The organism is Streptomyces sp. NBC_00569, assembly GCF_036345255.1.
Classification (GTDB): domain Bacteria; phylum Actinomycetota; class Actinomycetes; order Streptomycetales; family Streptomycetaceae; genus Streptomyces.
Map to the genome: position 1 here is coordinate 2,300,684 of NZ_CP107783.1, position 23,432 is coordinate 2,324,115.

At 66.5% G+C, this 23,432-nt stretch carries 14 protein-coding genes; 6 read left to right on the forward strand and 8 right to left on the reverse strand.

Going from position 1 to position 23,432, the window contains the following annotated elements; all coding sequences use genetic code 11:
• Positions 1-463: 463 nt before the first annotated feature.
• From OHO83_RS10590 to OHO83_RS10600, 3 genes are read right to left on the reverse strand one after another with little or no spacing between them, the layout of a single operon-like run.
• The gene (locus OHO83_RS10590) at positions 464-925 is read right to left on the reverse strand and encodes a hypothetical protein (RefSeq protein ID WP_329432972.1); all 462 of its coding nucleotides are present in this window, start codon (positions 923-925) and stop codon (positions 464-466) included.
• Positions 922-5,223 carry a DUF6531 domain-containing protein gene (locus OHO83_RS10595; RefSeq protein WP_330279320.1) on the reverse strand — a complete coding sequence of 1,434 codons (4,302 nt, stop codon included), beginning with the start codon at positions 5,221-5,223 and terminating at the stop codon, positions 922-924. The genes OHO83_RS10590 and OHO83_RS10595 overlap by 4 nt, the downstream gene beginning before the upstream one ends.
• Positions 5,220-5,588, reverse strand: coding sequence for a hypothetical protein (locus OHO83_RS10600; protein WP_266675695.1), 369 nt, complete (start codon positions 5,586-5,588; stop codon positions 5,220-5,222). Before OHO83_RS10600 ends, OHO83_RS10595 begins: the two co-directional genes overlap by 4 nt.
• Before the next feature lie 591 nt (positions 5,589-6,179).
• On the opposite strand from OHO83_RS10600, the gene OHO83_RS10605 reads away from it, so the two are divergent.
• On the forward strand, positions 6,180-6,434 hold the full coding sequence (locus OHO83_RS10605) for a BBE domain-containing protein (protein WP_329432975.1): 255 nt from the start codon (positions 6,180-6,182) through the stop codon (positions 6,432-6,434).
• An 8-nt stretch (positions 6,435-6,442) separates the two neighbouring features.
• On the opposite strand, the gene OHO83_RS10610 is transcribed toward OHO83_RS10605, so the two are convergent.
• The 3 genes from OHO83_RS10610 to OHO83_RS10620 all read right to left on the reverse strand — a co-directional run bounded on the left by OHO83_RS10610 (position 6,443) and on the right by OHO83_RS10620 (position 10,214).
• Complete coding sequence (locus OHO83_RS10610) at positions 6,443-8,800, reverse strand: glycosyl hydrolase family 95 catalytic domain-containing protein (RefSeq protein ID WP_329432976.1); 2,358 nt, start codon at positions 8,798-8,800, stop codon at positions 6,443-6,445.
• 757 nt (positions 8,801-9,557) lie between these two features.
• A complete protein-coding gene (locus OHO83_RS10615) occupies positions 9,558-9,875 on the reverse strand; it encodes an integrase core domain-containing protein (RefSeq protein ID WP_329432977.1) in 318 nt (105 codons plus the stop codon).
• A 66-nt stretch (positions 9,876-9,941) separates the two neighbouring features.
• A complete protein-coding gene (locus OHO83_RS10620; protein WP_266675687.1) occupies positions 9,942-10,214 on the reverse strand; it encodes a hypothetical protein in 273 nt (90 codons plus the stop codon).
• Between the two features lie 237 nt (positions 10,215-10,451).
• Between OHO83_RS10620 and OHO83_RS10625 the strand changes: the two genes are divergently transcribed.
• The 3 genes from OHO83_RS10625 to OHO83_RS10635 all read left to right on the forward strand — a co-directional run bounded on the left by OHO83_RS10625 (position 10,452) and on the right by OHO83_RS10635 (position 15,312).
• The gene (locus tag OHO83_RS10625; RefSeq protein WP_330279321.1) at positions 10,452-12,545 is read left to right on the forward strand and encodes a tetratricopeptide repeat protein; all 2,094 of its coding nucleotides are present in this window, start codon (positions 10,452-10,454) and stop codon (positions 12,543-12,545) included.
• A gap of 726 nt (positions 12,546-13,271) precedes the next feature.
• The gene (locus OHO83_RS10630) at positions 13,272-14,402 is read left to right on the forward strand and encodes a site-2 protease family protein (protein ID WP_330279322.1); all 1,131 of its coding nucleotides are present in this window, start codon (positions 13,272-13,274) and stop codon (positions 14,400-14,402) included.
• Positions 14,403-14,646: 244 nt separating this feature from the next.
• Positions 14,647-15,312 (forward strand): hypothetical protein, encoded by a 666-nt coding sequence (locus OHO83_RS10635; protein ID WP_330279323.1) that lies wholly within the window; start codon positions 14,647-14,649, stop codon positions 15,310-15,312.
• Here the strand turns inward: OHO83_RS10635 and OHO83_RS10640 are convergent.
• Positions 15,284-16,408 (reverse strand): hypothetical protein, encoded by a 1,125-nt coding sequence (locus OHO83_RS10640; protein ID WP_330279324.1) that lies wholly within the window; start codon positions 16,406-16,408, stop codon positions 15,284-15,286. The two genes, OHO83_RS10635 and OHO83_RS10640, sit on opposite strands and share 29 nt — an antisense overlap.
• A 1,011-nt stretch (positions 16,409-17,419) precedes the next feature.
• On the opposite strand from OHO83_RS10640, the gene OHO83_RS10645 reads away from it, so the two are divergent.
• Positions 17,420-20,161, forward strand: coding sequence for a P-loop NTPase fold protein (locus tag OHO83_RS10645; protein ID WP_330279325.1), 2,742 nt, complete (start codon positions 17,420-17,422; stop codon positions 20,159-20,161).
• Positions 20,162-20,571: 410 nt separating this feature from the next.
• Positions 20,572-21,981, forward strand: coding sequence for a tyrosine-type recombinase/integrase (locus tag OHO83_RS10650; RefSeq protein ID WP_329432984.1), 1,410 nt, complete (start codon positions 20,572-20,574; stop codon positions 21,979-21,981).
• 310 nt (positions 21,982-22,291) lie between these two features.
• On the opposite strand, the gene OHO83_RS10655 is transcribed toward OHO83_RS10650, so the two are convergent.
• The gene (locus OHO83_RS10655) at positions 22,292-22,903 is read right to left on the reverse strand and encodes a class I SAM-dependent methyltransferase (protein WP_330279326.1); all 612 of its coding nucleotides are present in this window, start codon (positions 22,901-22,903) and stop codon (positions 22,292-22,294) included.
• Positions 22,904-23,432: the final 529 nt, after the last annotated feature.

Consider the following 23,432-nt stretch of genomic DNA (forward strand, 5'->3'; position numbering starts at 1 on the left):
TCGCTCCCGGTGCAGCACTCGAACGCAACAATCAACCGCTGGCGGACTGCTGGCACCGGCACAACACGATACGCGGAACTATGCACCCGGGGTTGGTGATTCAGCGGTTACTGACAGGAGTTCATACTCACTCCCATCCATACGAGCAGATAGCGCTCCGTCGTTTCACCCGCCACAAACAGATCTCCTCGGTCTACTGACCGTCTCCCCGTCCGCTCCGCTTCATTTCAGCGCCTAAGCCAACAACCGCGGAAGTTCCCAGAAGTTCGACGAACCTGTAGCCCGCCAGCGGCCGCTGAGACAGCTCAGCCCTCTTATTCCTACAACCGACTCCGGGGGCACGCTCTTCAAGTCAGGAGGGTGGAAGCAGTCACGACGCAGGACGGTTCCGCGGCCAACGACTTGAGCCGCCTTGAACGCGGACTACTTGTGGAGAGCCGCCCCACTGGGCGCTCACCACCCGTCAAGACGTGTCGCCCCAAACCGCCTCCAGGTCCTGGCAGCGGACCGTAATATTCGCGTCGGTCAGTGCGATTTCGTGCACGCAGCCCCCGTTCTCACCCGGGAGGATCTCGTCGAGAAGCACGGTGTCGACTGGCATCCAGTCGATGGAGTGCTCATAGTCGATGGAAAAGTGAGTCACTCCTGAATAGGTGACGCGCAGCCCGGAGTCATGCTTCCACTGATTCGGAGCGAAATCTAGGGTCAGTCCTCCGCTTTTGTCGGTAGCAACCTGAATACCGGACAATTCGAGGTCCTTGACACAGTGACTGTTTCCGCGCCCCATATCGTAGTGCGCCGAATCGGAAGCAAAAGCCCAGGCACCGGCCGGCAATTGGTCGCGGAGCATTGGGAGTTCGGCCAGATAGGCCCTCGGGTCCACGTAGAATCCATCAGATTCCCAGACTGCTGTGACGTACTTCATTTGCAACCTTCCGCGGCGAGAGGCGGCCGCCTCCATTTATCTCCAGTGATGTCCTCGGCGCCTCTGGGGGCGATGCGACCGACTTTCCGGAGTTCGTAGACCATCCGCCCCTTGATGGCGTTCTCCACAGCAGGTGGAACCTCGACTTCCGAGGCATTGATGCCATGCTTATTGAACCACCCCTGGCTGTTGAACAGCCCCACTTCTCGCATGGACTTGTCGTATACGTGGATCTCCACGTCCATTCCCTTGTTGCCCACCGGGAAGACGTCACGCCGGCCCGTGTACCCCTGCCCGAAGTCCAGCGGGTTCTTCGGCCCCATCGGCCCCTTCCCGGCGAGGCCGAGGGGGTCACTCCAGACGAGCGGATTGGGCACGTAGGCGTGGTGATCGGGTGCCGGGACGATGCCTAGCGGATCCGCGCTGATGTAGCGTGCCGTCTCGGGATCGTAATAGCGGTGCAGGTTGTAATGTAGGCCGGTCTCGGTATCGGCGTATTGGCCCGGGAAGCGCAGCAGGCAGTCGACCGAAGTGTCCTCGTCCGGTGCCGGGAAACCGGTGCCCCACAGACTGGTGCGGCGCTGCCAGGCCAACTCCCCTGTCTTGAAAACGAGTTCCGTGGGCGTGCCGAGGGAGTCCGTGACCACGGCATGGAACTGAGTGGTGTGTCCGAAGTCGGACTCCTCCGCCAGCCGCGCCAGATACGAGTCGCTGGAGGCAGCAGTCGACAGCTTCTGGCGCGTTTGAGCCACTGGGCGAGGGGTGTCCGGCGCGTAGTCCCAGGTGATGGCCCAGCCGCTCGGATCCGTAAGTTCGGCCAGATTCAGGTCGTCCCACGTGAACTCCGTGCGGTCCGCTGTCGTGCCATCGTCGGCCACCCGATGCTTGGAGATGCGGCGACCGAGCGGGTCGTAGGCATAGCGCCAGTGGCTGCCGTCCGCGGCAACCACTTCCGTCAGACGGTCTTCGGCGTTCCATGCGTATGACCATGTACGGCTCTGGCCGTTGAGCAGTCTGCGTGTCCTGCGCACCAGGCGTCCCTGAGCGTCGTGTTCATACGAGGTACGGCCGGCCGAGCGGATGAGTGTGCCGTCGAACTCACGCTCACCGGAAGCGTCGTGGGCGGGCGCGGTAGCCCGCGTCATGTTGCCTGCCGTCTCGTAGGCATACGTCTCAGTCCAGCCGTGGGCGCGGATCCCGGTGACCCGGCCCATGGTGTCGAGCTTGATATGGCGAGTGCCCGAGGTGAGCTCGCGGACCTCGGTGAGACACCCATCGGCCCGATGGGAGTAGGTGCGGTGCTGAAGAAGGCGGTCCGCTCCGGGCACGGCGGATGCGGCGGTCAAGGACTGCGCAGTCAACAGTCCCCCGGCGCTCCAGCTCTGCGTCAGCGTCACCTCCGAACCGATGAGTCGTTCCGTCTCACGGCCGTCGGCGTCGTGGACGAAGTCCAGCATGCCTGCCGGGGAGCGCAGGGCGAGCGGGCGCCCCGACGGGTCGTACGTCCACTCGGAGGCCAGCCCAGAAGGCGTGACCCGCCGGGTGCGGCGACCGAGGGCGTCGTAGGCATGCGAGGTCGTGCGGCCATTCACGGTCTCCGACAACACCCGGCCGACGGCGTCCCGCTTCAGTACGACTTCGGCATCCCCGTTGGTCGCACAGTGCAGGCCGCCATCGGCACCATAGACGAAGGTAGTCACGTCACCCGTATCCGAGCGCTGCTCCACAACCCGTCCCAGCGCGTCGCGCGTAAAGCACAGGGTCTCGCCCGCGCCGTTGCTGCGCGAGCGCAGGCCGCCCGCTGCGTCCCGTGTATAGGTGAGCGTTCGACCGTTGAAGTCCGTCTCTGTGGTCAGCCGCCCGGCTTGGTCGTAGGTGTACGACCACGTCAGGCCCTGCGCGTTGGTGACGGTGGTCAGGCGCAGTTCGGTGTCGTAGCGGAAGGCGTACGTCGCGCCGTCGGGGTCGGTTCGGGTGGCGGGCACATCGAACGAGGCGGACGTGTGGTGGGTCGTGTGGCCTGCCTGGTCAGTGTGGGAGAGGAGGTTGCCCTCGCCGTCCCAGGTCCACAACTCCTTCGTGCCGTCGGCATGTTCGAGTTGATCCGGCTTGCCTTCGGCTGTCCAGGACCTGCGGGTGGTGTGGCCAAGCGGATCCACCGTCTCGACGATCCGCCCGGAGGCGTCCCGGCGGACCGTCGTTGTGTGCCCCAGTTCGTCGGTGATGGACAGGGGGAGGCCGGCCGCGTTCACCGTGAGGGTGCGGGTGTGTCCGAGCGCGTCTGTGAGGGTGGTCAGTTGCCCGGAGGCGTCGTAGCCGTAGCAGGTCTCCGCGCCCAGCGGGTCAGTCGTGGTGAGGAGGTTGCCACGACTGTCGTACGCGTGCTGCCAGCGTGCGCCTCCAGGCTCGACGACCTCCGTCGGCAGACCGAGGCCGTTGTACGACGCCTGTGTCGTCGAGCCGTCGGGCAGGGTGACCTGGGTGAGGTTTCCGAATTCGTCGTAGGCATAGCGGGTGGTGCGGCCGAGCGGGTCAGTGACCGAGAGAGGCTTGTCGCCGTGGTCGTCCCACTGTCTGCGGGTGATGTTGCCGAGCTGATCGGTCTCCTCGACGACCAGGCCCTCGGCGTTGTAGCGATGGAAGGAGGCGTGGCCGAGGGAGTCCGTGTAGGTGGTGGTGCGGGCCGACTCGTCGTAGGTGAGTGTGCCGGAGAGGATGCCGTCGATGCCCTCGGTGCGCACGACCCGGCCGCGGGCGTCGTACTCGTAGGCGAACCAAGTCCCGTTGCGGTCCTGCCACTTGGTGATACGACGGTCGCTGTCGTAGGTGAATCTCAGGGGCTGGTTGCTGGAGTTGATGACGTCGGTGAGGTTGCCGTCAGCGTCGTAGGCGTAGCGCATGAGGAGCGTGCCACCCGCGCGCTCCTGCGAGGCGTCGGGACCGTAGGCGTCGGGCGCGCGGTTGAGCAGGCGTAGGGCCGTGACGCGCGGACCTGTCGTGTCGACGGCGACGTAGTAGCCGCCGGAGTGGCGCAGGCCGAGCGGAAGGCCGTCCTCGTCGCGCTCGATGTCGATGCGGGCGCCGTTGCGGTCGCTCCATGAGTCCAGCGGCAGGTGGAAGGTACCGAAGGTGCCGGAGGACAGAGGCGTGCTGAAGGTGCGTACGACTCCGGTCGCCGGGTCGGTGATCGTCATGACGCCGTCCGGCTTGCCGTCCCACTCCAGGGGCCAGCGAGCACCCTTGACGGGGAGGGCCGGCACACCCGGCTCCGGAACCGGATAGACCAGGCGCATGCCGTCCGCCGCGGCGAAGACGACGCCCTCGCCATCGATCTGCACGCACTCGTCGAGCGTGGATATCCAGGTGGGGCCGAAGCAGACTCCACCCCGGTACGACGACAAATGGGTGCGCTGGAAAAGGAGCGGGAGCGAGGCGGGCAGCGACAGGTCCGTCTGCGTCATCAGCATCGCACCGGTCGCTACGTCGATCGGCTCGCCCACGCAAGGTGTGCGCTCCGCGTTGCGGGCGGCCGGGCCCAGCTCCACCAGGTCGGGGCGGAGCGACGGCGGGCGCAGCATCAGCGGCGTGGTGTCGGAGAACGCTCCTTCCACGCCCGCCTTCAGCACACCGCTTCCCGCTCCGAGCGCACCGCCGTAGAGCATGCCGTCGGTGGCCGCCTGGTTGATCTCGTCCAGGCTGAAGCCATGCTGCAGGCCCGTGATCATCTTCAGCGGCTGGGCGATGGCCGCATCCACGGTGACCGACTCGACACCGCCGAACGCCGCCGCAACCAGGGTCCCAGCCGCTATCTCGGCGACCGTCGTGGATACGGCGACGCCCATGGTGGCGCCGAGCTCGATGATGACGTCGGCGGCCGCGACGGCGGCTCCCGAGGCCAGGCCCGCGGTGAAGAAGGCCAGCGCAACACCACCCGCGATCACGGCAGCGTCGATGCCGATCTGTGTCCAGAGTTTGTTGATCGCGTCGTCGATGGCGTCCGCGAACTTGTCGAGCGCCTTCGCCATTCCGTGTGCCGCATCGGACAGATCGCTCAGCCAGCCGGCGTCCTGGCCCTTCGCGTAGCGGCCCCAGAACTTCTCGAACGCCTCGATCGACTCACCCTTGTTGTGATGGATGAGGGAGGACGCGCTCTTGTGCACCGGCGCCCTCACGTCGTCGACGGAGTCGGCGAAGGTCCGCCACGCGGTGGCCGCAGAGCGCAGCGAGCCGGAGTTGGCGTCCGGCCACCACAGGCCCAGATGCAGGAGGATCTTCTTCGCCTCGTCCTCGATACTCACCGGGAACCCTCGCTGTCCGCGTTGCCCTTCGGGGGCTTCACCTTGGTGAACATTCCCGCTATGAGATCGTCGTTGTCCACATGCCCGTCGGAGAGGTCGACCAGCGCCTCGTGGATGCTGGTCAGGCCGAGAACGAGGATCCCCGCGGAGCTCTCGATCTTCTTCTGCTGCGGCGAGTAGACGTCCCCGAACTCCTTGCCCTGCTTGTCGTCACCCCAGGGCTTGCCCAGGTTGTCCAAGGTGGTGACAAGGGTGGTGAGCGCCTTGCTCAGGTTCTTCGCCTGTTCGTGGAACACCGGCGCCGAGGCCTTGATGTCCGCGGTTTTGATATCCAGCACCATGCCGTCGTCACTGCCGTCACTCATGCGCTGGTGTCCCCCGTCGTTCGCGCGTGCGGCACCTGACCCTAGGTGAGGCGGTTCAAGAAAAGGTCAAGTGGCCTTCAGGCGCGGGCAATGGATGATGAGTGTGGACCGTGAGACTTCCCTCAGCATCGCGCGGCACGCAGGCGCTGCGGACGAGGGAGATGGCCCCAGTCGACGCTGGAGAGCGCGTCGGCGTCGCGGTGATGTTGCACGGGAGTTGGGCGGCAGCCTCACCGAGCGTCTCAGCGCCAGCGTGGTAGTGGACGTGAATCACTGACAGGCGGCCGGGGCGGTGGCGGAGCACGTGGGGACCGCACTTGGGCATCCAAGGACAGGCGCGACACCCGACACACCGTCACCTGCCCAGGCAGGCAGCTGATACAGCGCCTGTCCCGCTCGGAAATACGATTCCGACTCTGGCCTGCAGCTGGCAGACCAGAGAAGGATTCCCGCGACATGCAGTCCGGCTAGGCAGATGTCCGCCGTCATGGGTTGTCGGCGCCCACAGGCGGCGCCATCTCCGAGGACACGGCCGAGGACGCCATGGCCTTCACCCGTGAGGGCGCCGCCTGACTGTGGGAGGCGGTCAGCATGTGGGACACGTCCGAGCACGACGCTCTGTACGAGCAATGGGCGACGGCGATGGCCGAGGCGATGCGCCCTCACTCACTGACGAACGGCTACACCAACCTCACCGATGACCAGGGCCCGCAGTGGCGCCGGACCGTTCACGGCGGTGAGGCCAAGCACAGGCGGTTGGGCGCCGTCAAGGCCGCCTGGGCCCCTGAGAACCTGCTCCGCTTCAACAAGAACATCACTCCCGAGTCCGCCGCGCCGGTGCGCTGACTCCGCGTTCAGTCCGGCAGTCCCCAGGGGCGCCGCGCCGACAGTGCGGGCACGTCCCGCGGTGCGGGACCGGTGATCCTCTTGCCGGCAGGGGTCACCAACACCACGGCGCCCTTCCGGAGTTGGATCACAGCGCGCCCGACACCCGTCGTGCGGTACGGCAAACGTCGCCCCTGCTCGTCCCGTACGTCGATGTCCCCGCTGATCCCGTGCTCCAGGTCGAGCGGCGCGCCGGCCTCGCTGTGCACCCGTACCCATCGGGTGGCGCCGTCGGCCCGGTCGGCGTCGATGAGGAAGGCGCCTTGGGCGCGCAGGCCATGGACACTGGCGTCGGGCCAGCTCGCCGACACACCGGGGAAGACCCGCACCGGCCCGAAGTGGCTCTGGATCATCATGTCGAGCACGGACTGGCTTGCGGTGAGCGGCGATTCGACGGCGAGGTTGCCACCCTCGACGTACATGGTGTTCTCGGTCATCCGGGAGTTGCGGAACACGTTGCCATCGGTGAAGTACGTCAGCAGGTCGAGGGCCTGCTCGGGACGGCCGATCCGGGCGGCCATCGAGGACGCGGCGGCGAAGCTGTAGCCCGCCCACTGCGTACGGTCCTTGACCCAGTGGTCGAAGGTGGTGTCAATCAGAGCACGGTCGGCGGGGCGCGCGTGGTCGTACTCGGCGAGCGGAAAGAGCCAGAGCATGTGCGAGAAGTGCCGGTGCGACTCGGTGAGCGGCTTGTTCGCACCGACCATCACCCCGGTCGCGTCCTGCGGGTAGGGAGTGAGCCGGTCCAGGATCTCCTGCCAGCGGGCCGCCTTGGGGTGCGTCGTGCGCAGCAGCTTCAGGCACTGCAGGAGGGTGGTGCAGCCCCAGCGCACCAGGGACAGGTCGTAGGTGCAGTCCTCGGCGTCGGCCCACTCCGGTGAGCGGGTCAGCGGCAGATGCAGGGCGCCGTCTGAACCCACGTACAGGAAATGGTCGTAGAAGTTCACCGCGCGGGTGAGGATCGGGTAGAGCACGTCGCGGACGATCGCCAGGTCCATGGAGTGGCGGTAGCTGAGCCAGATGTTGTGCAGCGCCCACAGCAGGTTGCCGGTGTTGTCGGTCTTGGAGGCGGTGCCGGGGACGCCGACCGTCTTTCCGCCGGTGCGCAGCATCCAGTCCGAGGGGTGCGCGAGGGCGTAGGTATCGCCGTCACGGTACTCCGCCGGGACGGATGTGGGGAGTTCTGCCTCGAAGGCCTTGAACGTCGAGGTGACGGAGTCGAGTTCGGGATGGTTGGAGCCCTGCAGCAGCCAGCTGGCGATCTGTACGTTCAGGTTCCACCAGACGGCGGTCCAGCTGCCGCCGGTCTCCGGATACCACGGCCCCCACTCGGACAGGGACGGCCCGTTCGCGCGGGTGGCACTGGCGAGCTTGTACAGCTGAATCCAGTAGAAGTCCTGGATTCGCTTGTCGGGTACGGAGACGAAGCTGCGGCGGTAGTAGCGGTGCCACCAGGATCGGTGTTCGCTCAGCAGGCCCGTGGTGGAGGCAGCGAGGGTGCGGTCGACCGCGGCGAGGGCGAGGCGCGTGGTGCCGCTCAGCTCCTCCGGGTGCCGGTACACGACATGGGCGGCCAGCACCCGGCGGGTGCCGTCGCGGCGCTCGCGCCAGGCCGTGGTCCAGCCGCCGCCCGCAATCAGCGGCTGCTCGACATAGGAGGTGCCCTCGGCAGTGCCGGTCGCGGGGTCCGGGTTGCCCACGTAGTCGGCGGGCTTGTCCTTTGTGCGCGACGTGGTGGCGGGCATCCAGGTGAAGGACCAGGCCGCGTCCTCTTCCCCCGGGCTCGGCTCGGTGAACGCCACCAGTGCGTCACGGGAGTTGTGCACCAGGATGCTGAACGCGACGCTGCCCCGGACCGTGGTGATGGTGCCGCGCAGTTCGGCGTCGTACAGGTCGAGGGTCCAGTCGACGGCGGTGATCTCGCCGGAGAGGCTGAGGGTGAGACAGCCGATCGGCAGCCGGGAGTAGCCGATGGCCGCACGCCACTGCCCGCGCTGGTCCTGCACCTTGGTGTGGCTGAGCATCACCTGGAGGGTGTTCGCGGCGGCGCCCTTGGAGACGACGGCGCCCAGCAGCCCGTTGCCGAGCAGCGCGCCGTCCTTCCAGTCGGCGGGCAGCGTGCGCCAACGCAACGAGGCGTCGCGCGCGACCCGTTCATGGGGCGAGACATCGGTGGAATACGCGCTCGCCCCCACGGTGGCGGCAGAAGCGCCCCAGGCGGAGGCGGTCTGCGGGAGAAGCGTGGCTGCGCCCACTCCGGTGGCCAGAGTGAGAGCGGTCCGCCGGGATGGGCGGGAGAGTGCGGCCGAGATGTGCCTCTCGTTCATGTAAGTGACTCCCATACTCGGAGGTGAACCCGCGTGCCGGGAATGATGCAGTCAACTTCCCTTAGCCACAAGGGGCCTTGAAGCAAGAGGTCCGATCTTTTCTCGCGGCCGCGGACGGGAGACCGCCGGCCTTGCAGTCCGGCGCGGTCCGATCTACCAGACGTAGCAGCGCGCCCCACTCGAGGGGCGCAGGCGCCATGGTTCTCGCAATCGGAGGCCGCGCCCCGCGCGCACGAGGCGGCGGCCGCGGCCTACCGTGAGGTGCCGACGGCATTGCGTCGGCACCCGGCACACGTGGGTGTGAGCCCCAGCTACGGGATCCTGCCGGACACACCGCAGGTCCTGCGTCTCGCACGTCTGGCACTGGCGGGGCTTCGGGCCATGGCCCGTTTCAGGCTTCCCGCCCCGACCCTCCAGCCAGGCAGGAACCGGCAGCGCGTTGCGCACCACCACCCACTCCGCGACCACCAGATAGTGCCGCCCGCGACCAAGCAGCGCACCGCGTCGACCATCTGCCGCGGCCGACACGGCCATTCAGCCATCCGGGGACCGGCATCGCGTCACGTACCACCACCCACTCCGCATCACCCTGTGGGGGTCCAGAACAGGGTCATCGTCCTGACCTGCAGATCTACGCTGCCCTTCCGTACTCGTTGATGAGTCCGCCGAGGACTGGGCGGCGCTTGATCCTCTCGTGGGTGAGGTCGGCGGTGGGGTGGTCGGGCGGCGGCGGGTACAGCTGTTGTCCGCGATGCGGCTATCGCCCGTTGTAGTGCTGGGCGTACTCATCCAGCACGGTGCGCAGGTGGCGCTGACCGAAGATGAGCATCCGGTCGGTGACCTCCGAGCGGACGGTGCGCACGAACCGCTCCGCGTACGCATTCGCTTGCGAACAGCGCGGAAGGAACTTCACGGCTTGGATGTCCTGGCTGGCGAGGACCGCGTCGAACGACCTGCTGAACTGGCCGGCCCGGTCGCGTACGAGGAAGGTGAACTCGGATGCTCGGTGGTCGAGTTTCATCAGGAGACAGCGGGCCTGCTGCGTGGTCCAGGGTCCCTCCGGATGGCTGGTCACGCCGAGGATATGCACGTACCTGGTGCCGACCTACATTGCGAAGAAGTACGAGCGCGACTGGCCCCCTCAGCGCGGCCATGTCCCCTCCCGGTCGCTGGCGTGCTCACTGGGGAACCGGTCTGCCTGGCTGCCGTCAACCGGGTGGCGGCGCGGAGTCAGTGCCGCCGAGAACGCGGTGAACAGTGACACGCGGGCCTCGTCGTTGCGGGTTCCGCGCAGCGACCATTTGAAGCCGAGGAAGAGCAACAGTTGCCTCAGCAGCGCTGGGACCGTGAACGCGACAAGGGTCAGGATGCCGAGAGGCGTTGAACCGTCCAGCCAGTGGGGGACGAAGGACATGAAGGACCTCCCGGGACCACGTGCGGATTTAGACCAGGTGACTGCTTGCTCCGAGTGCACCCCGACACGGTGATCCACAGTCAATTCCCGGATTCTGACGGAAGTTCCGGGACGGCCGTTGAAGGTGCTCAGACGTCCGGGAAGGATTGAGACGGAGTTCTGGACGTCCCTGGACAGTGCCGGACTTGCTCGCACATCCTGGACGCCAGTTCCGAACGGCACCGTGGAGAGGACGCTGTGGAGACGTGGCGGCAGTTCAGGTCGGCGCTGGCCCGGCTCATGCAGGACGGGGGTGTCACACCGGGGCAGATGGTGAAGGCCGGCGAGGTCCCGCCCAGTGCGCCCGCCGGAAGCGACGTACCGTCCTTCCTGACCGTCAGGCGTTCCACCCTCTATGGCTACCTAAAGGAGAACGACGACCGGGTCGGCAACGGAGACTGGCAGGTCATCGACAACCTTCTGCGGTGCATCGCCTTCGTGGCCGAGGCCAACGGCAGAAGGCTCAGCATCGACTACGACTCCTGGCAGAGCGCCTGGCAGCGCTTGGTGGACCAGAAGGGAGCCCGGCGGCCGAGCATCCCCGCCGGCTGTTGGATCGGCAGCTGGGACGGCCAGGCGGACGCCGTCCTCGCGCAGTCCTCGGCGCAGGAGTTCACGGACTGGCCCCCGGGGCAGAGCCGACTCGACCTTCTGTCACAAGCCGTGGCGCGCCTCGGCTCGGCCTACGAACCCCAATTGGCGAAGGAGGTTGCCCAGCGGCTTGTCGACGGCGCTATGGCGGAGTTGGGTGAGGCCAGCCCCAAGACACTTGCGGCCCGGCACGCGCTCGCCTTCTGGACCGGACACTCCGGATCGGTGCGGGACGCACTGGCCTTGACGTCGAGCCTGCGCGCCGACTGCCGGGCACATCTGGGCGACGACCACGTCCTCAGCCGGCTGGCCGCCATCCGGGAAGCGCTGTGGACCGGCTACGCCGGTCGCTGGCACGAAGCCAACCGGCTCTACGTCGAAGCGGCCCGCACCGAGGCGAACCGCCCGGACCGGGACCCGGGCACCTGGCTCCTCGCACGTTGGGGCATGGCGCGCTCGGGCGGGCGCAAGGGGAACTGGATACACGCATACGTCGAGTTGGGCGACCTGTTGCCGTCCGTGACCGAGCACTTCGGGCCCGACCATCCGGCCGCGCTCGACGCGGGACACGCCTACGCCTGGTCCGCCGGGCGCGCTGGAAGGGCCGAGGAGGCATCCTCTCTGCTGGAGGGGCTCGCCGACCGGGCGGATAGCGCCCTGGGACCCGGCCATCCCGCCAGTCTGCGTCTTCGTATTTCCCTGGCCCACTGGACCCGTGCCGCCGGTGCGGTCGACCGGTCGCTGCCGATGGCCGCCGCCATCAGCAGGCAGTGCGAGGTGCTGTTGGGTCGGGACCATCACTTGACCATCCACGCGGCCGAAGTCGAAGCGCTCTGTCTCCTGGAGTCCGACCAGGACGCAGCACTCATCGCCCTCTCCGACGTCGCAATGCGCACAGAGCTGAGCTTCGGGCCCACGCACCCCCAGACACTGCAGGCGGCGTCCAATCACGCAGCAGCCCGGGCCGTCATCGAGGGACCGGATCCTGTCCTCCCAGTCTTCGAGGACCTCGCCGAACGAATGAGCCAAGCCCTCGGGGACGAGCATCCCGACGCGCTTCGGATCCGCATGAACGTCGTCATTGCCACCCTGGACACGCAGGGCGCCGGGGCAGCCCAGCGGCTCTGCAAGCGGACCGTCGCCTCGCTGCGGAAAGTGCTGGGCGACGATCACCCCGAGACCGTCGCGGGGGCGGATCTCCTGGCGACCATCGAGACGTGGATGCAGACGTCCGAGGAGCCGACAAAGCGGCGCCCGGCGTCAACGTGGTCCAACTCGGGGTACTCCAGCAGTTCCAACTCTGGCGGAGGCGATGCGAGCGATCGAGCCCTCAAATGCCGGATCTCCCCGGTCAGTTGGCCCTCGGGGCCGAAGACGGCAGACCATGTCCCGATTCCGCCGGGCGACGACCCGAGCCCGACGCTCCCGCAGCGGGACGGATTCGCCATCCTGCAGGCTGTTGCCTCCGTGCCGGTCAGCAGTTGGAGCTACCGGGGCGAGGAGCACGTCCAGCACCTCGGCCCGATGGCACAGGACTGGCACGCCGCATTCGGCTTGGGCCCGGACGATCGCTCCATCCACCTCGTCGACGTGAACGGCGTCTCCATGGTCGCCGTGCAGGCCCTCTACCGCATGGTGCAGAGCCTGCAGTCCGAAGTGAGCGAACTCCGGGCACGGCTCAACCCCGATCGCGATGAATGAGTCGCATTTCTACTGATCTAGTCATCGTGTGGGAGCTTGTCCCGTTGGTTCACAATCGGCCGGTACGAGTGTGAGGGCGGCCTGCGCCGCTCACGCGAGGACGAAGACGACGGCCAGGTCCGTCGGCTCCTCCAACCGACGGGCGTCCCCGCACCAGGGTTGAAGAAGCTGTGAGGCCGACTGTGGCTCGCGGCACTGTCGCCCCTGATGCCCCGGCGCCGCTGGGCACAGGTTCCCCATCACGCCGGGCACGCTGCTGCACTGGCACCGCAGGCTGATCGCCAAGAAGTGGGACTACAGCCACCGCCGAGGCCAGACTGGGAGGCCACCGACCCACAAGGCGATCAAGAAGCTGGTGATGCGCCTGGCTCAGGAAAATCCCCGCGCCATTCCGTTGACCAGGAGCTCGATCTCTCCGTTTCTTCCGGGCCCGACGTTCACGGTGATCGAGTGGTCACCCTTATCCAGGTGGAAGTGGTGGCTGTGCTCCATGACACACCTCCCAGTGCTGGAGTACGTCCAGCCTAGATCCGGTGCTCTCTTTGCCCGTACGTGTGCAGCGAGGTGATGAACGGAGTTCACGGAACCGAGAAGCGAGCGTCCCCTGAGCCTCTCGCCGACCGCGGGGAGCGACAATGGTGGTGGGTGCCGTGCTGGTCGGTTTGCGGAGCGCAGGTTGCGAGATCCTGCCCGGTGGACCGGTTCCGGAGCCGGCAGGAGACGACGATGAACGGCTCGGTCCGTGTCGGACAGGTGGTCGGGATACCGCTGCGCATGCACTGGAGCGTGCCGGTGCTGGTGGTTGTGTTCGCGTACGGTCTCGGCCGCCAGACCCTCCCCGTATGGACTCCAGGGCGCTCGGATGCGGTGTACACCTTCGCCAGTGCCGTAGGGGCCGTGCTGCTCATGGGCAGCCTGCTGCTCCATGAGACCGCGCACGCGGTGACTGCCCGCAGGAAGAAGATCGCGGTCGAGGATGTGACGCTGTGGGCGCTGGGCGGGATGACCCGCATGGGGCGCCCGAAGACCGCGGCGGTGGCTTTTGCCGTGGCGGTCAGCGGGCCGCTCACCAGCCTGGCCATCGGGGGCGCCGCGCTCGGCGCGGGAATCGGGCTGCACCACCTGGCGGGCTGGGCAGTGCCCGCAGCCGTTCTGGTGTGGCTGGGCTGGGCGAACCTGTTCCTGGGCGCGTTCAACCTGTTGCCCGCTGCGCCGCTCGACGGCGGAAGGGTGGTGCAGGCGGCGTTGTGGTGGCACACCGGAGACCGGGAACGTGCGGATCGGGCGGCCTCCCGAAGCGGTCAGGTCGTGGGTGTGCTGCTGACGGTTGTCGGCTGGATAAGCCTCCTGCACGGGGGGCCGGGCGGGCTGTGGCTCGTCTTCGTCGGCCTCTTCATCACAGTCGTCGCCGGCGCGGAACGGCAGCGCGCCGTGATCCACACGGCACTCAGGGGCGTGCGGGTGGACAGTGCCATGTCCAGCCCGGTGACCACCGGTGCCGACTGGCTGACCGCCCAGCGGTTCATCGACGAGGTGGCAATGAAGTCCCGCCATTCAGCCGTGCCGCTGCTCGATTTCGAGGGCCGTCCCAGCGGGATCGTTCAGGTACGCGGGCTTGCCGGGATACCAGAAGCGCGCCGGGAGGATCTTCGTGTGTGCGATGTGGCGATCCCGCTGTCTCAGTGCGCGGTTGCCGCTCCGAGTGATCTTCTGAGTGAGGCTCTCGACCGGCTCCGCCCGAGTACCGGCATGCGCATCCTCGTCGTGGACGACGGCCATCTGGTGGGGATCATCACCGCGAAGGACATCTCACGGCTGATGCGGCAGCACACTCTGCGGGGCCGACGGTCCAATTGATCGATCCATGGAAGATGCCACACGCAAGTCGGCGCTATACGACGCCACGCTACGGCTCTCCCGTGAGGGCGCCGCCTGACTGTGGGAGGCGGTCAGCATGTGGGACACGTCCGAGGGTGAGACTGAGGGCTTCGGGCCCTGCCTCATTTCTGTTGCGCCGGTGTGGTGTTCGCCATTTCTCGTAGATGGGCGGGTGCTGGTGTGGTTGCGTGCTTGTGGTTGTCGTTCATGAGGGACGTGTGTGATGTCGTCGAAGTTAGATCTTGATGCTGCTCGTCGAGTGTGCGAAGTGGTGGCTGGCGGCCGCCTGCTGCCGGGATCGTCGGTGGCGGAGGTTCATGCGCGCGGTGTGCGTGTGGTGTTGGCGTTTCGGTTGAATGCAGCGGAGGTGGAGCGGCGGCAGGAAGCCGGTGTCGAGCCCGTATTGGACCGAAGCGCGCTTGAGGGCCTGATGCAGCTTCCTGCCGGACTTCCAGTGCCCTCGTCGGTGCTGACGGCGCGGGAGCGCTCATTGTTGCGTCGCTGTCCGCAGCACGCGGTGGAGCGGCGGGATGGTGGGCTGGTGCGTCGTCTGGTGACGCCGCTTGAGGTCGACTTGGCCGTGGTGCGGGCTTCGCGTCCGGCCCGGGGTGCTCTGGTACGGGCGGGCCGGTTCGGTGCGTATACGACGTCGGCGGTGTGGCTGGACGGTCCTGCGGCCGGTTCGGAGCTGCTGGTGATGGAAGCCGGCGTGTACGGCCTGGGGGCTGTGCGCGGGCAGGCTGGTGAGGCCCCGGAGTTGCTGGTGGCGCCTCGGTCGTCGTCACGGTTTGGGCATACGTCTGCTGGCTGGTTGTTCACTGAGCAGGTGTACGCACAGTTGCTGCAGGCTAGCGACGTGATCAGCCTGCTTCCCCAGCCCACACGGTGAGCCACGGCGGGATCTTCAGTTCGCCAGGGGCCGCGAGCTTTTCGCGGTGTTCTTGATATGCGTCATAGGCGGTACGGCAGATTTCGTGCCACGCGTTTCGTCGCTCGCGTCCTGGGGCGGAGCGTTGGAGTTCTTCGACCCACGGCAGCCAGATCGCAATATTGTGCAGGTTGGCTTCCGCTTGGTCGTCACGGGTGTGGTCGAAGCGAGTGAGTTGCCGACCGTTACATACCCTGCAGGTGCAGGTCGCATCCTGACGCCCGTAGAGGGTGGCAAGCTTGTCCGCTTTGAAGTAGTCCATGAGGTCGGGATGCAGGACAGCGGTGGTGTACTGCCCTCTACTGAACGGTGGTTGACCACCTGGTCGACTGATGTGCCGGAGCGAGGTCTGCATGCCGATGGAGGCGAAGATCGCTCCGTGAGCGAAGGCCTCCAGCCCGGCGAGGTCCGTGCGGATGAGTGCTACGCGATGCAGCCGGGTGACGAGGGCACGCAAGTTCTGGGCTGCGATCGCGGTATTGAGTGGGTTTCGGTCGGCACCGAGAGCGATGGCTTTGAGGTGGGGGACGCTCTCGAGTGTGCGCGCGAGGAAGTCGATGGCGTCTACGGTCTTGAGCCACTGGCCGTCTAGCGGCACTAGGAAGATGGTGGTGGAAGGGTCTAGGTCTCGCGCGCGTTCGGTTGCTGCTCTGACGGCACTTCGGTCGCCAGCCTTCAGGTATCCCGTGGGTGTGAGGGCTGCTGTGGCGCCGTTGTGGAGTTGACCGGCGTGCTGCTGCTCCAGGAGTCCACTCTCGAAGAGGGGGAGCAGATCTGCGTTGAGGCCGGGCGTCGGATAGAACGGCTCTTCCGCGGTGGCCTCATGTTCGTAGGCCTGTTGGTCGATGAGCAGCGGCTTGCCGTCAGCGGTGTACTTGAAACCTTTGGCGGCGGCTGCAGCGTCGGCGCCGCAGAGCACGATTCCGTCGTGATTTTTGAGTGCCGGGAGGCTGATGGCCTCTTGGTTCTTGCCGCGGGTGTGTATGAGGATCTTGTCCTCAAGCAGTTCCCAAGCTGGCCGTGTTCGGCGTAAGTGGTCGCCGGGTCGTTCTGTCATACGCCCCTCCCCCGGTCACGGATCGCGAAGTGCCCACTTCAAAGAGTGCGATGGGCAGGTAGACGCGGCAAGAGGGCGTTCTAGTCGAAGAGTTGGCACTGCCAGGGCCCGAGCACGCCGTTATCTGCCGGTTGTCCCACGAGTCGGAGCGCTGCCGGAGCAGTTCCCTGGCGGCGGCGCGTCCGGCCCGACGTCGGGAATGCCTGATGGGCTCGGCCGCCTGATCCCCTGAGTGCCGCCTTCAGCTCTTGTCGCCACGACGCAGGCGGCTGGCCTTTCCGGTGAAGATGAGGTTGTACATCCGCACGATGCCGAGCCTGCCTCGCCGCCCCAGTTAGGCAGTGCTGGAACGGTTGCTCCCTTAACGCCCTATCAAGGGATATGACCAGGTCAGAGACCATGCCGAGGGCGTGGTGGTCGCCTGGTGATCGCGTCCGGCGGAGGCTGGAAGTGTCGACATGCCCTGCCGCACGCTGGAGGCGATCCCCATGCGTACAACCACCCCCGCCGGCCGCGGGCGTGTCTACCGCCGCTGCGGCTGCCGAGACATTCAGCGCCACCAGCTCGGCGCACACTGTCCTCATCTGGTCACGGAAAGCGAACACGGCACCTGGACCTTCGCCGTCGATTGAGCTCGGAGTCCGGTGTCTCGCCACCCTTCACTCCGACCTCCACGGCGGAGCTCCCGTCGACTACCGCTCACCCGCTGCCCGGACCGCGACGGCCTTGGAGAGGACCTCACCCTCGCGACATGTGAGGACGTCGGACGAACCTCCGTGGTAGAGCGAGGCCCGCACCATTTGCTCCGCACGGCTACGGACCGGAGGCCAAGCATTTCCCATACAGCGGGCTACTTCGCGGGAGTCGGACCGGACCGCGGCGCTACTGGTCACCCTCTGGAGACCAGTACACTCGCGCCTCCACTCAAGGGGAAAGGATTGGTCTGTGGCACCTCCTCCGACACCCAACACGCATCAGATCCTCAGCTGTGACACTGCAGAGGAGCAGACCGTGTACGCGAGGACCGTGGCGGCGAGTCTTGACTCTCCACGCGTGCGGCGGCATTTTGACGCCCGGCCCGGTGTCACCGCAGATGCGGTGCGTGCGGAGATGTCGTCGCCGAGTACAGTCGGGCGCGCCTTGGGACAGGTGAGGGGCAGCCTTGTTGGCTACCGGCGCGCTGTAGACGGGCTCGCGCGGACTCGCACCGAGCGGGCAAGGGCCCGGTCAACAGTGGGTATTGACGTTCGGTCAGTGCTGGTTTACCCCTCGGTGTCCGCCGCCGTCTTTATCTTCATCTATACGCAGTCGTCGGGCCTCTCGCTCTGGGCCGAACTAGCGGCGTTTGTCGGGGCAGGCGCGTTGGCTTGCGCACCCACATTCCTAGCCATCAGCGACTCCAGATCGAGGCAGAACCTCAAGAACCAGCTGCTCCTGGTCGGGTACACGCTGTCCCTGCCCTTTGATCGCTTCGACGTACGCAGGGCAGCAAAGAGCTGGGAACGCGACCTCCGCGATTACGGAACACCTCGAGCAGCCATCCAGGTGATTGAGCAGCTGATGGGGGCAGATCCTCACTCAGTGCTCCTTCCCGGGGACTTTGCGGGACTGCGGTCGGCGACCGACGCGAGGTGGGTGGTGACTGGCGAAGCGTCACGCCAACTGGAGCGCAAGTTGGCCGCTCTCGAGGACGGGACCATTGCAGTATGCGGACCGCGTGGGGTTGGGAAGACCACGGTGCTGCAAGCCGCCGCCAGGAGTGCTGACGTCTTCAGCGTCACCGTGCGTGTCCCGGCTGCCTATACGCCTTACGACCTTGTGCTCGCCACATTCACCAAGCTCTGTGAGCGGTTCATGGCGCGTGAGGATGTCGAGGTACCGCAGCTGACCCGGTTATCCGGATTCGTGCGTACCCGTCAGCATGTACGGCGAGTGTTCCGGGGCATTCGGCGCAGCCTGTTCTTCGGTATCCCTGCGATCGCACTGATCACCCTCGGTACAGCCAAGACCGTAAGAACTCTGTGGGACAGGCACAGAGAGGGCGTGCAGTCTTGGGCAGGAACCACAGGCCGCTGGATTACGGAGCACACCGAAGACATCTGGCAGGGGCGAAGTGTCGGCGCGGGCCTTGCTGTCACAGCAGCCGGGCTTGTGTTCTGGAGACTGGGGAAGTCCGACCGATGGCGGCGCAGATTGCTTCGCTGGCCCGGAGTGACCCTTCGCCTGGCTGCGGCATGCCTGATCCTAGGGCCCATCGTGAGCCTTCCCTTTGATGCTGACGTCAGGCGCCACTTCTTGGACGCTCTGGACCTTCACGCGAAGGGCCTGGGAGTGACCTTCCTCCTGCTTGTAATGATCTTCATTTCTCTGGGCGCGTACATCCTTGGAGAGACAACCCACCGTCACGTGCTCGCTCCACTCTGGAAGGTAGCTAGTGCCCTGCTGCTGGCCCTCGCCCTCTGGATCTTCCTGCGCATCGCCGTCATCCGAGGCATCCTCCTGGACCCCGACAACTCGGCACGAGTTGCATACGCTGTCGCAGGGATGCTCCTGCTCAAGGTCGGCTCCCTGAGGGTTCGATCAGAAGAACCCGAGCTGGTTACCAAATGCCGTGATCATCTGATCCAGCTCAGAACCACGCAGTCCACGTCGGCAGCTCTCAACGTCGGCGCCTCAGGGCCAGCAACCATCGGCAGCACCCACACCTCGTCGCTCGCCAGCATTCCCCCGAACTTCCCGCAGCTTGTAGAGGACCTTCGCGCAAGGCTCGCCGACGTCGCGAAACACGTTAAGAAGCAGGGGGGCCGAACCATCATCTGCATCGACGAACTCGATCGTCTGGGGTCAGACAAGCAAGCCCTCGCGTTCCTCAGCGAAATCAAGGCGATCCTTGGCGTACCCAGCGTGCACTACCTGATTTCCGTCGCCGAGGACGTCGGTGCAGCCTTCATCCGGCGAGGACTGCCTCACCGTGACGCCACGGACAGCTCCCTCGACGACATCCTGCACGTCCAGCCGGGTGACCTCACGCAGTCCCTCAACATCATGGATGAGCGCGCACGAGACTTTCCGAAGCCATACGTGTTCCTCGCCCATGCCCTGTCGGGCGGCCTCCCCCGCGACCTGATTCGATACGGGCGCCGCATGCTGGAGATGCACAGCGAAATCGCGTCCGGCCAGCAAGCTTCAGCCGTTGAGCTGACTGAGATTTCGCGACGTCTCATCGTTGAAGAACTCAGCGACACGCTTGGCGGGTTCCGGACGCTGCTTGCCAAGCAGCAGTGGACGCATCAGAACGCGACCTGGCTGTCCGGGTACCGCGTCGTCATGGACCAGCTACGCACGGCCTGCCCACACAGCACCACGGAACTCGTGGCATCCCTGGAGTACGTGGCCGCCTCCGGGGTCGCTCCGGCCACAGGACCTGTGGCCTCCCTGCCCGAGGCTGCTCAGCAACTGATCACAGAGGCCTCCGCGTACACGTACTACGTGCTGACTCTGTTCCAGATCTTCCACCCCGAGGACTTCGAGGACCGGCGCACGAGGGCAAGCACTACCCCTGCTGGCAGGCCTCAGTTCCTCGCAGAAGCCAGGCTCGAGCTAGCCGTGTCTCCACACACCGCACGCCCAATGATTGATTCCGCACGTGCAGCCTGGCACCTACGTCCCCTCACGAGCACCCTGCTGCCAGCTGTCATTCCGGCACCTCGGCCCCAGCCCTGCACGTCAGCATCTTGTCGTCGACTCGTCTGACTTGCGATGAGGAAGGTGGCTGCGACTCGCCGGAGTTGAATCACTCTGGGGCGACCAAGAACCGGAAGCCCGATTCATGGACTGACGCGTGCGAAGCGTGAGTGAGGGCTGATCGAAACGAGGTGCTTTCCGACCGACCCGCTTTGTTGGTACCCGCGGGGCGCAGCAACGCTGCCCGATACGTCCTCCGCGCGGGGCACGGGCGCTGACTGGCCTTCGGAACTATCGAGGGTCGCGCCGCCAACTGCGGGGCCGGCGTCGTTGTTGTCCGCGGACAACAAGTCCGCGGTTCCGCTGCAGACCAACGCGATTGCGACGTGTATATCTCAACGGAGCTTGACCAGTCTCACCGAAGCTTGATCGCGACGCGGTGGGGCCGGTCCAAGGGGAAGCCGGAGCCATGCCGCGTTGTGCGGTCCGCCTTGTGTGCGCACTGTCCACATCTGGTCACGGACAGCGATCACGGGACGTGGACCTTCGCCGTCGACACCCCCAACCCGGATCACCGTCGCACGACCATCCGCCGCGGCGGATTCCCAAGCCAGGACAGCGCCGAGACTGCGCTGCTCAGATTCCTCGATGGTGAGGCGGGCGGGTTCGACGCCGACCCCAACCAGACCGTCACCGACTACCTCAACGCCTGGCTCACCGCGAAAGCCCTGGTGCTCAAGCCGACCACCATGGCCCGCTACCGGGACTACGTGCGCAACGACCTCATCCCCGGCTTCGGCACCCTCAAGCTCGACCAGCTCGGGCACCGGCACATCGCCGCCTTCGCCACCAGCCAGCTCGCCGCCGGCCGCGGCAAGGTCACTCTCTCCCGGTGTCTGGCCACCCTCTCCAGCGCCCTCGGCGACGCGGTCCGCCAACACCGCCTCGCCCACAACCCCGCCAGCCCACCCGTCCCGCGCCGATCGCCCTCACCGGAGCGGCGGATCTGGACACCAGAACAGGCCGCACGCTTCCTCTCCTACTGCCACCAGGCCGACCCCGACATGGCCGACCTGTTCGAATTCCTCATAGGCACCGGCACGCGCAAGGGCGAAGCCCTCGGCCTCCACTGGGACGACGTCCACCTCGACCAGGGCGTCCTCTACGTACGCTGCACACTCTCCGCCATCGACAACAACCGCCTCGTCCTCACCACACCCAAGACCCGAGCAAGCCGCAACTGGGTCGCCATCTCACCCCGCGTCGCCACCGCACTCCGCCACCGGGCACCAACCGCTCCCCATACCCGGAGCAACCCCGCCGACCCATTCGCCGGGCTCGTCATCTGCCGGCCCGACAGCCGCCCACTCGGACCACAACTCGTGCTCGACCGTCTCCACCGCCTGTCCGACGAAGCCGGCGTCCCCAGAATCACTGTTCACGACCTGCGACACCTGGCCGCCACCATCACCATCACCGCAGGCGTACCGCTCACCGTGGTCTCCAAGACCCTGCGGCACTCCACCCTGTCGACCACCGCGAACCTCTACAGCCACCTCACCCAGCAGGCCGCACGCGAAGCCGTCGACACCATCGACCGCACCCTCACCCAAGCCGAGACCACCGGTCTTTCAACAGACCGACCGACGTGGCCGCGACCACCACGCGACCAGAACCACAGTCTCCGCAAGGCCCTCCGACGACTGCGTAACCCCGCCCCGCCCGCCTTCAGCACCACGGCCAGCCAGTCCCGAGGACAACGTGCGACCGCACTGCGACCACCACGCCCCGGAACGCACGAAAGGCCGCCCTCTCGATCACGAGAGAACGGCCTCCGACCTGCGACAACACAAGTCGGGACGACAGGATTTGAACCTGCGACCCCTTGACCCCCAGGCGCGGGCACGGGCTATGCGCAACTACAGACCTGGAACGCCCAGTTCAAGGCTGTGACATGATCCCACTGCCGCTCCCGACCGGACGCGTACGTCGTGGACGCCAATTCACGTCCCTGGCAATCCAGTTGCCTACACCACCCAGCTCCCATGGCGCACACTCACGTCAACTTCGAACCCTCAGCCACCCTTACATGCCGCTCGTGGCAATCACGCCCTCGTAACGGGGGCTGGCTCCTTCTCGGCTCTCAGGACTCCGCCGCAGCGGGCTTGACCCCTGTGGTCATGAAGCTGGACGACTGAGTCAGGGGCCGGCCCTATGAATACTGACGGTGTAGCCACCGCCGTCGTAGGCGTCAGCGTCCCAGGTCGCAAAGCGGTCGACGAGGGCGAGACCCGCCGCAGCGCAACTCGCGTCGTACTCCGGCAGCGTGATACCGGGCGGCACGGGCAGGTGGGCTGCGTCCAGGCCGAAACCCGCGACCAACAGGCCGCCCGGACGCAGGGCCCCGGCCAGGCGCTCGACCACCGCGCCCTCGGTCCCGGCGGCCAGCAGCGGGAAGACATTGCCGGCAGCAACGACGAGGTCAAAGTCCGCGGCGATGCCGAGCCCGGCCGGATCGAACTCGGCGAGATCGGCCCGGAACCACGGCAGCTGAGGTCCGTGAGCCCGCGCCACGTCCAGCATCGAGGCATCGAGGTCGACCCCGACGCAGTCGTACCCCAGCTCCGCCAGCCGGATCGCAATCCGTCCGGTACCGCACCCGGCGTCAAGCACCCGCGCCCCAGCGGGCACCAGGGCCGCACAGAAACGCGCCTCACCATGCACATCTTTGCCGTTGCGGGCCAGCGCAGCAAAGCGCGCGGCGTACTCGTGTCCGGATGTGCCACCGGTCAGTTCCTGCCAACGACTCATGAGATCGACTATAGGCCGCCCTCCAACTCCCGGTGCCTTCACTCCTCCTCGCGCTGCTGCCAGGTCGGGCCGGAGCGTTGCGTGGCGGGGTCGATGCCGGCTGCGTGGAGGATCTCCCAGACTGTGGACGGGATGATCGGGTAGCCGAGGCGGGCGAGTTCGCCCTGTATCCGGCGGTGGCCCCAGGTGCTGTTCTCTCGGGTCAGGCGCAGGACGAGGGCTCGGATGGAGCGGACGGTGCGGGGGCGCTCGGACTGCTTGTTGCAGAGAGTTGTGCCTGCGAAGTCCCATGTCCGGTCGACATGTTTCGCAATGTGCCGACAGCCGTCTGCACCTCGTCTCGTTCTGGCGATTACTGCGTGACCTGTGCGTGCCGGTCGCGTTCATCGGCAGTGCAAAAGATCATCACGTGTGGCCGCTGGATCTGCTGTGCTCCGGAGACCGGCATTCTCGGTAGCGTGACCATCTGCTGCATGGACTGTCCATGTGTCCGGCTGATCCGTGCGACGGCTTCCGACGGAGAGTGATG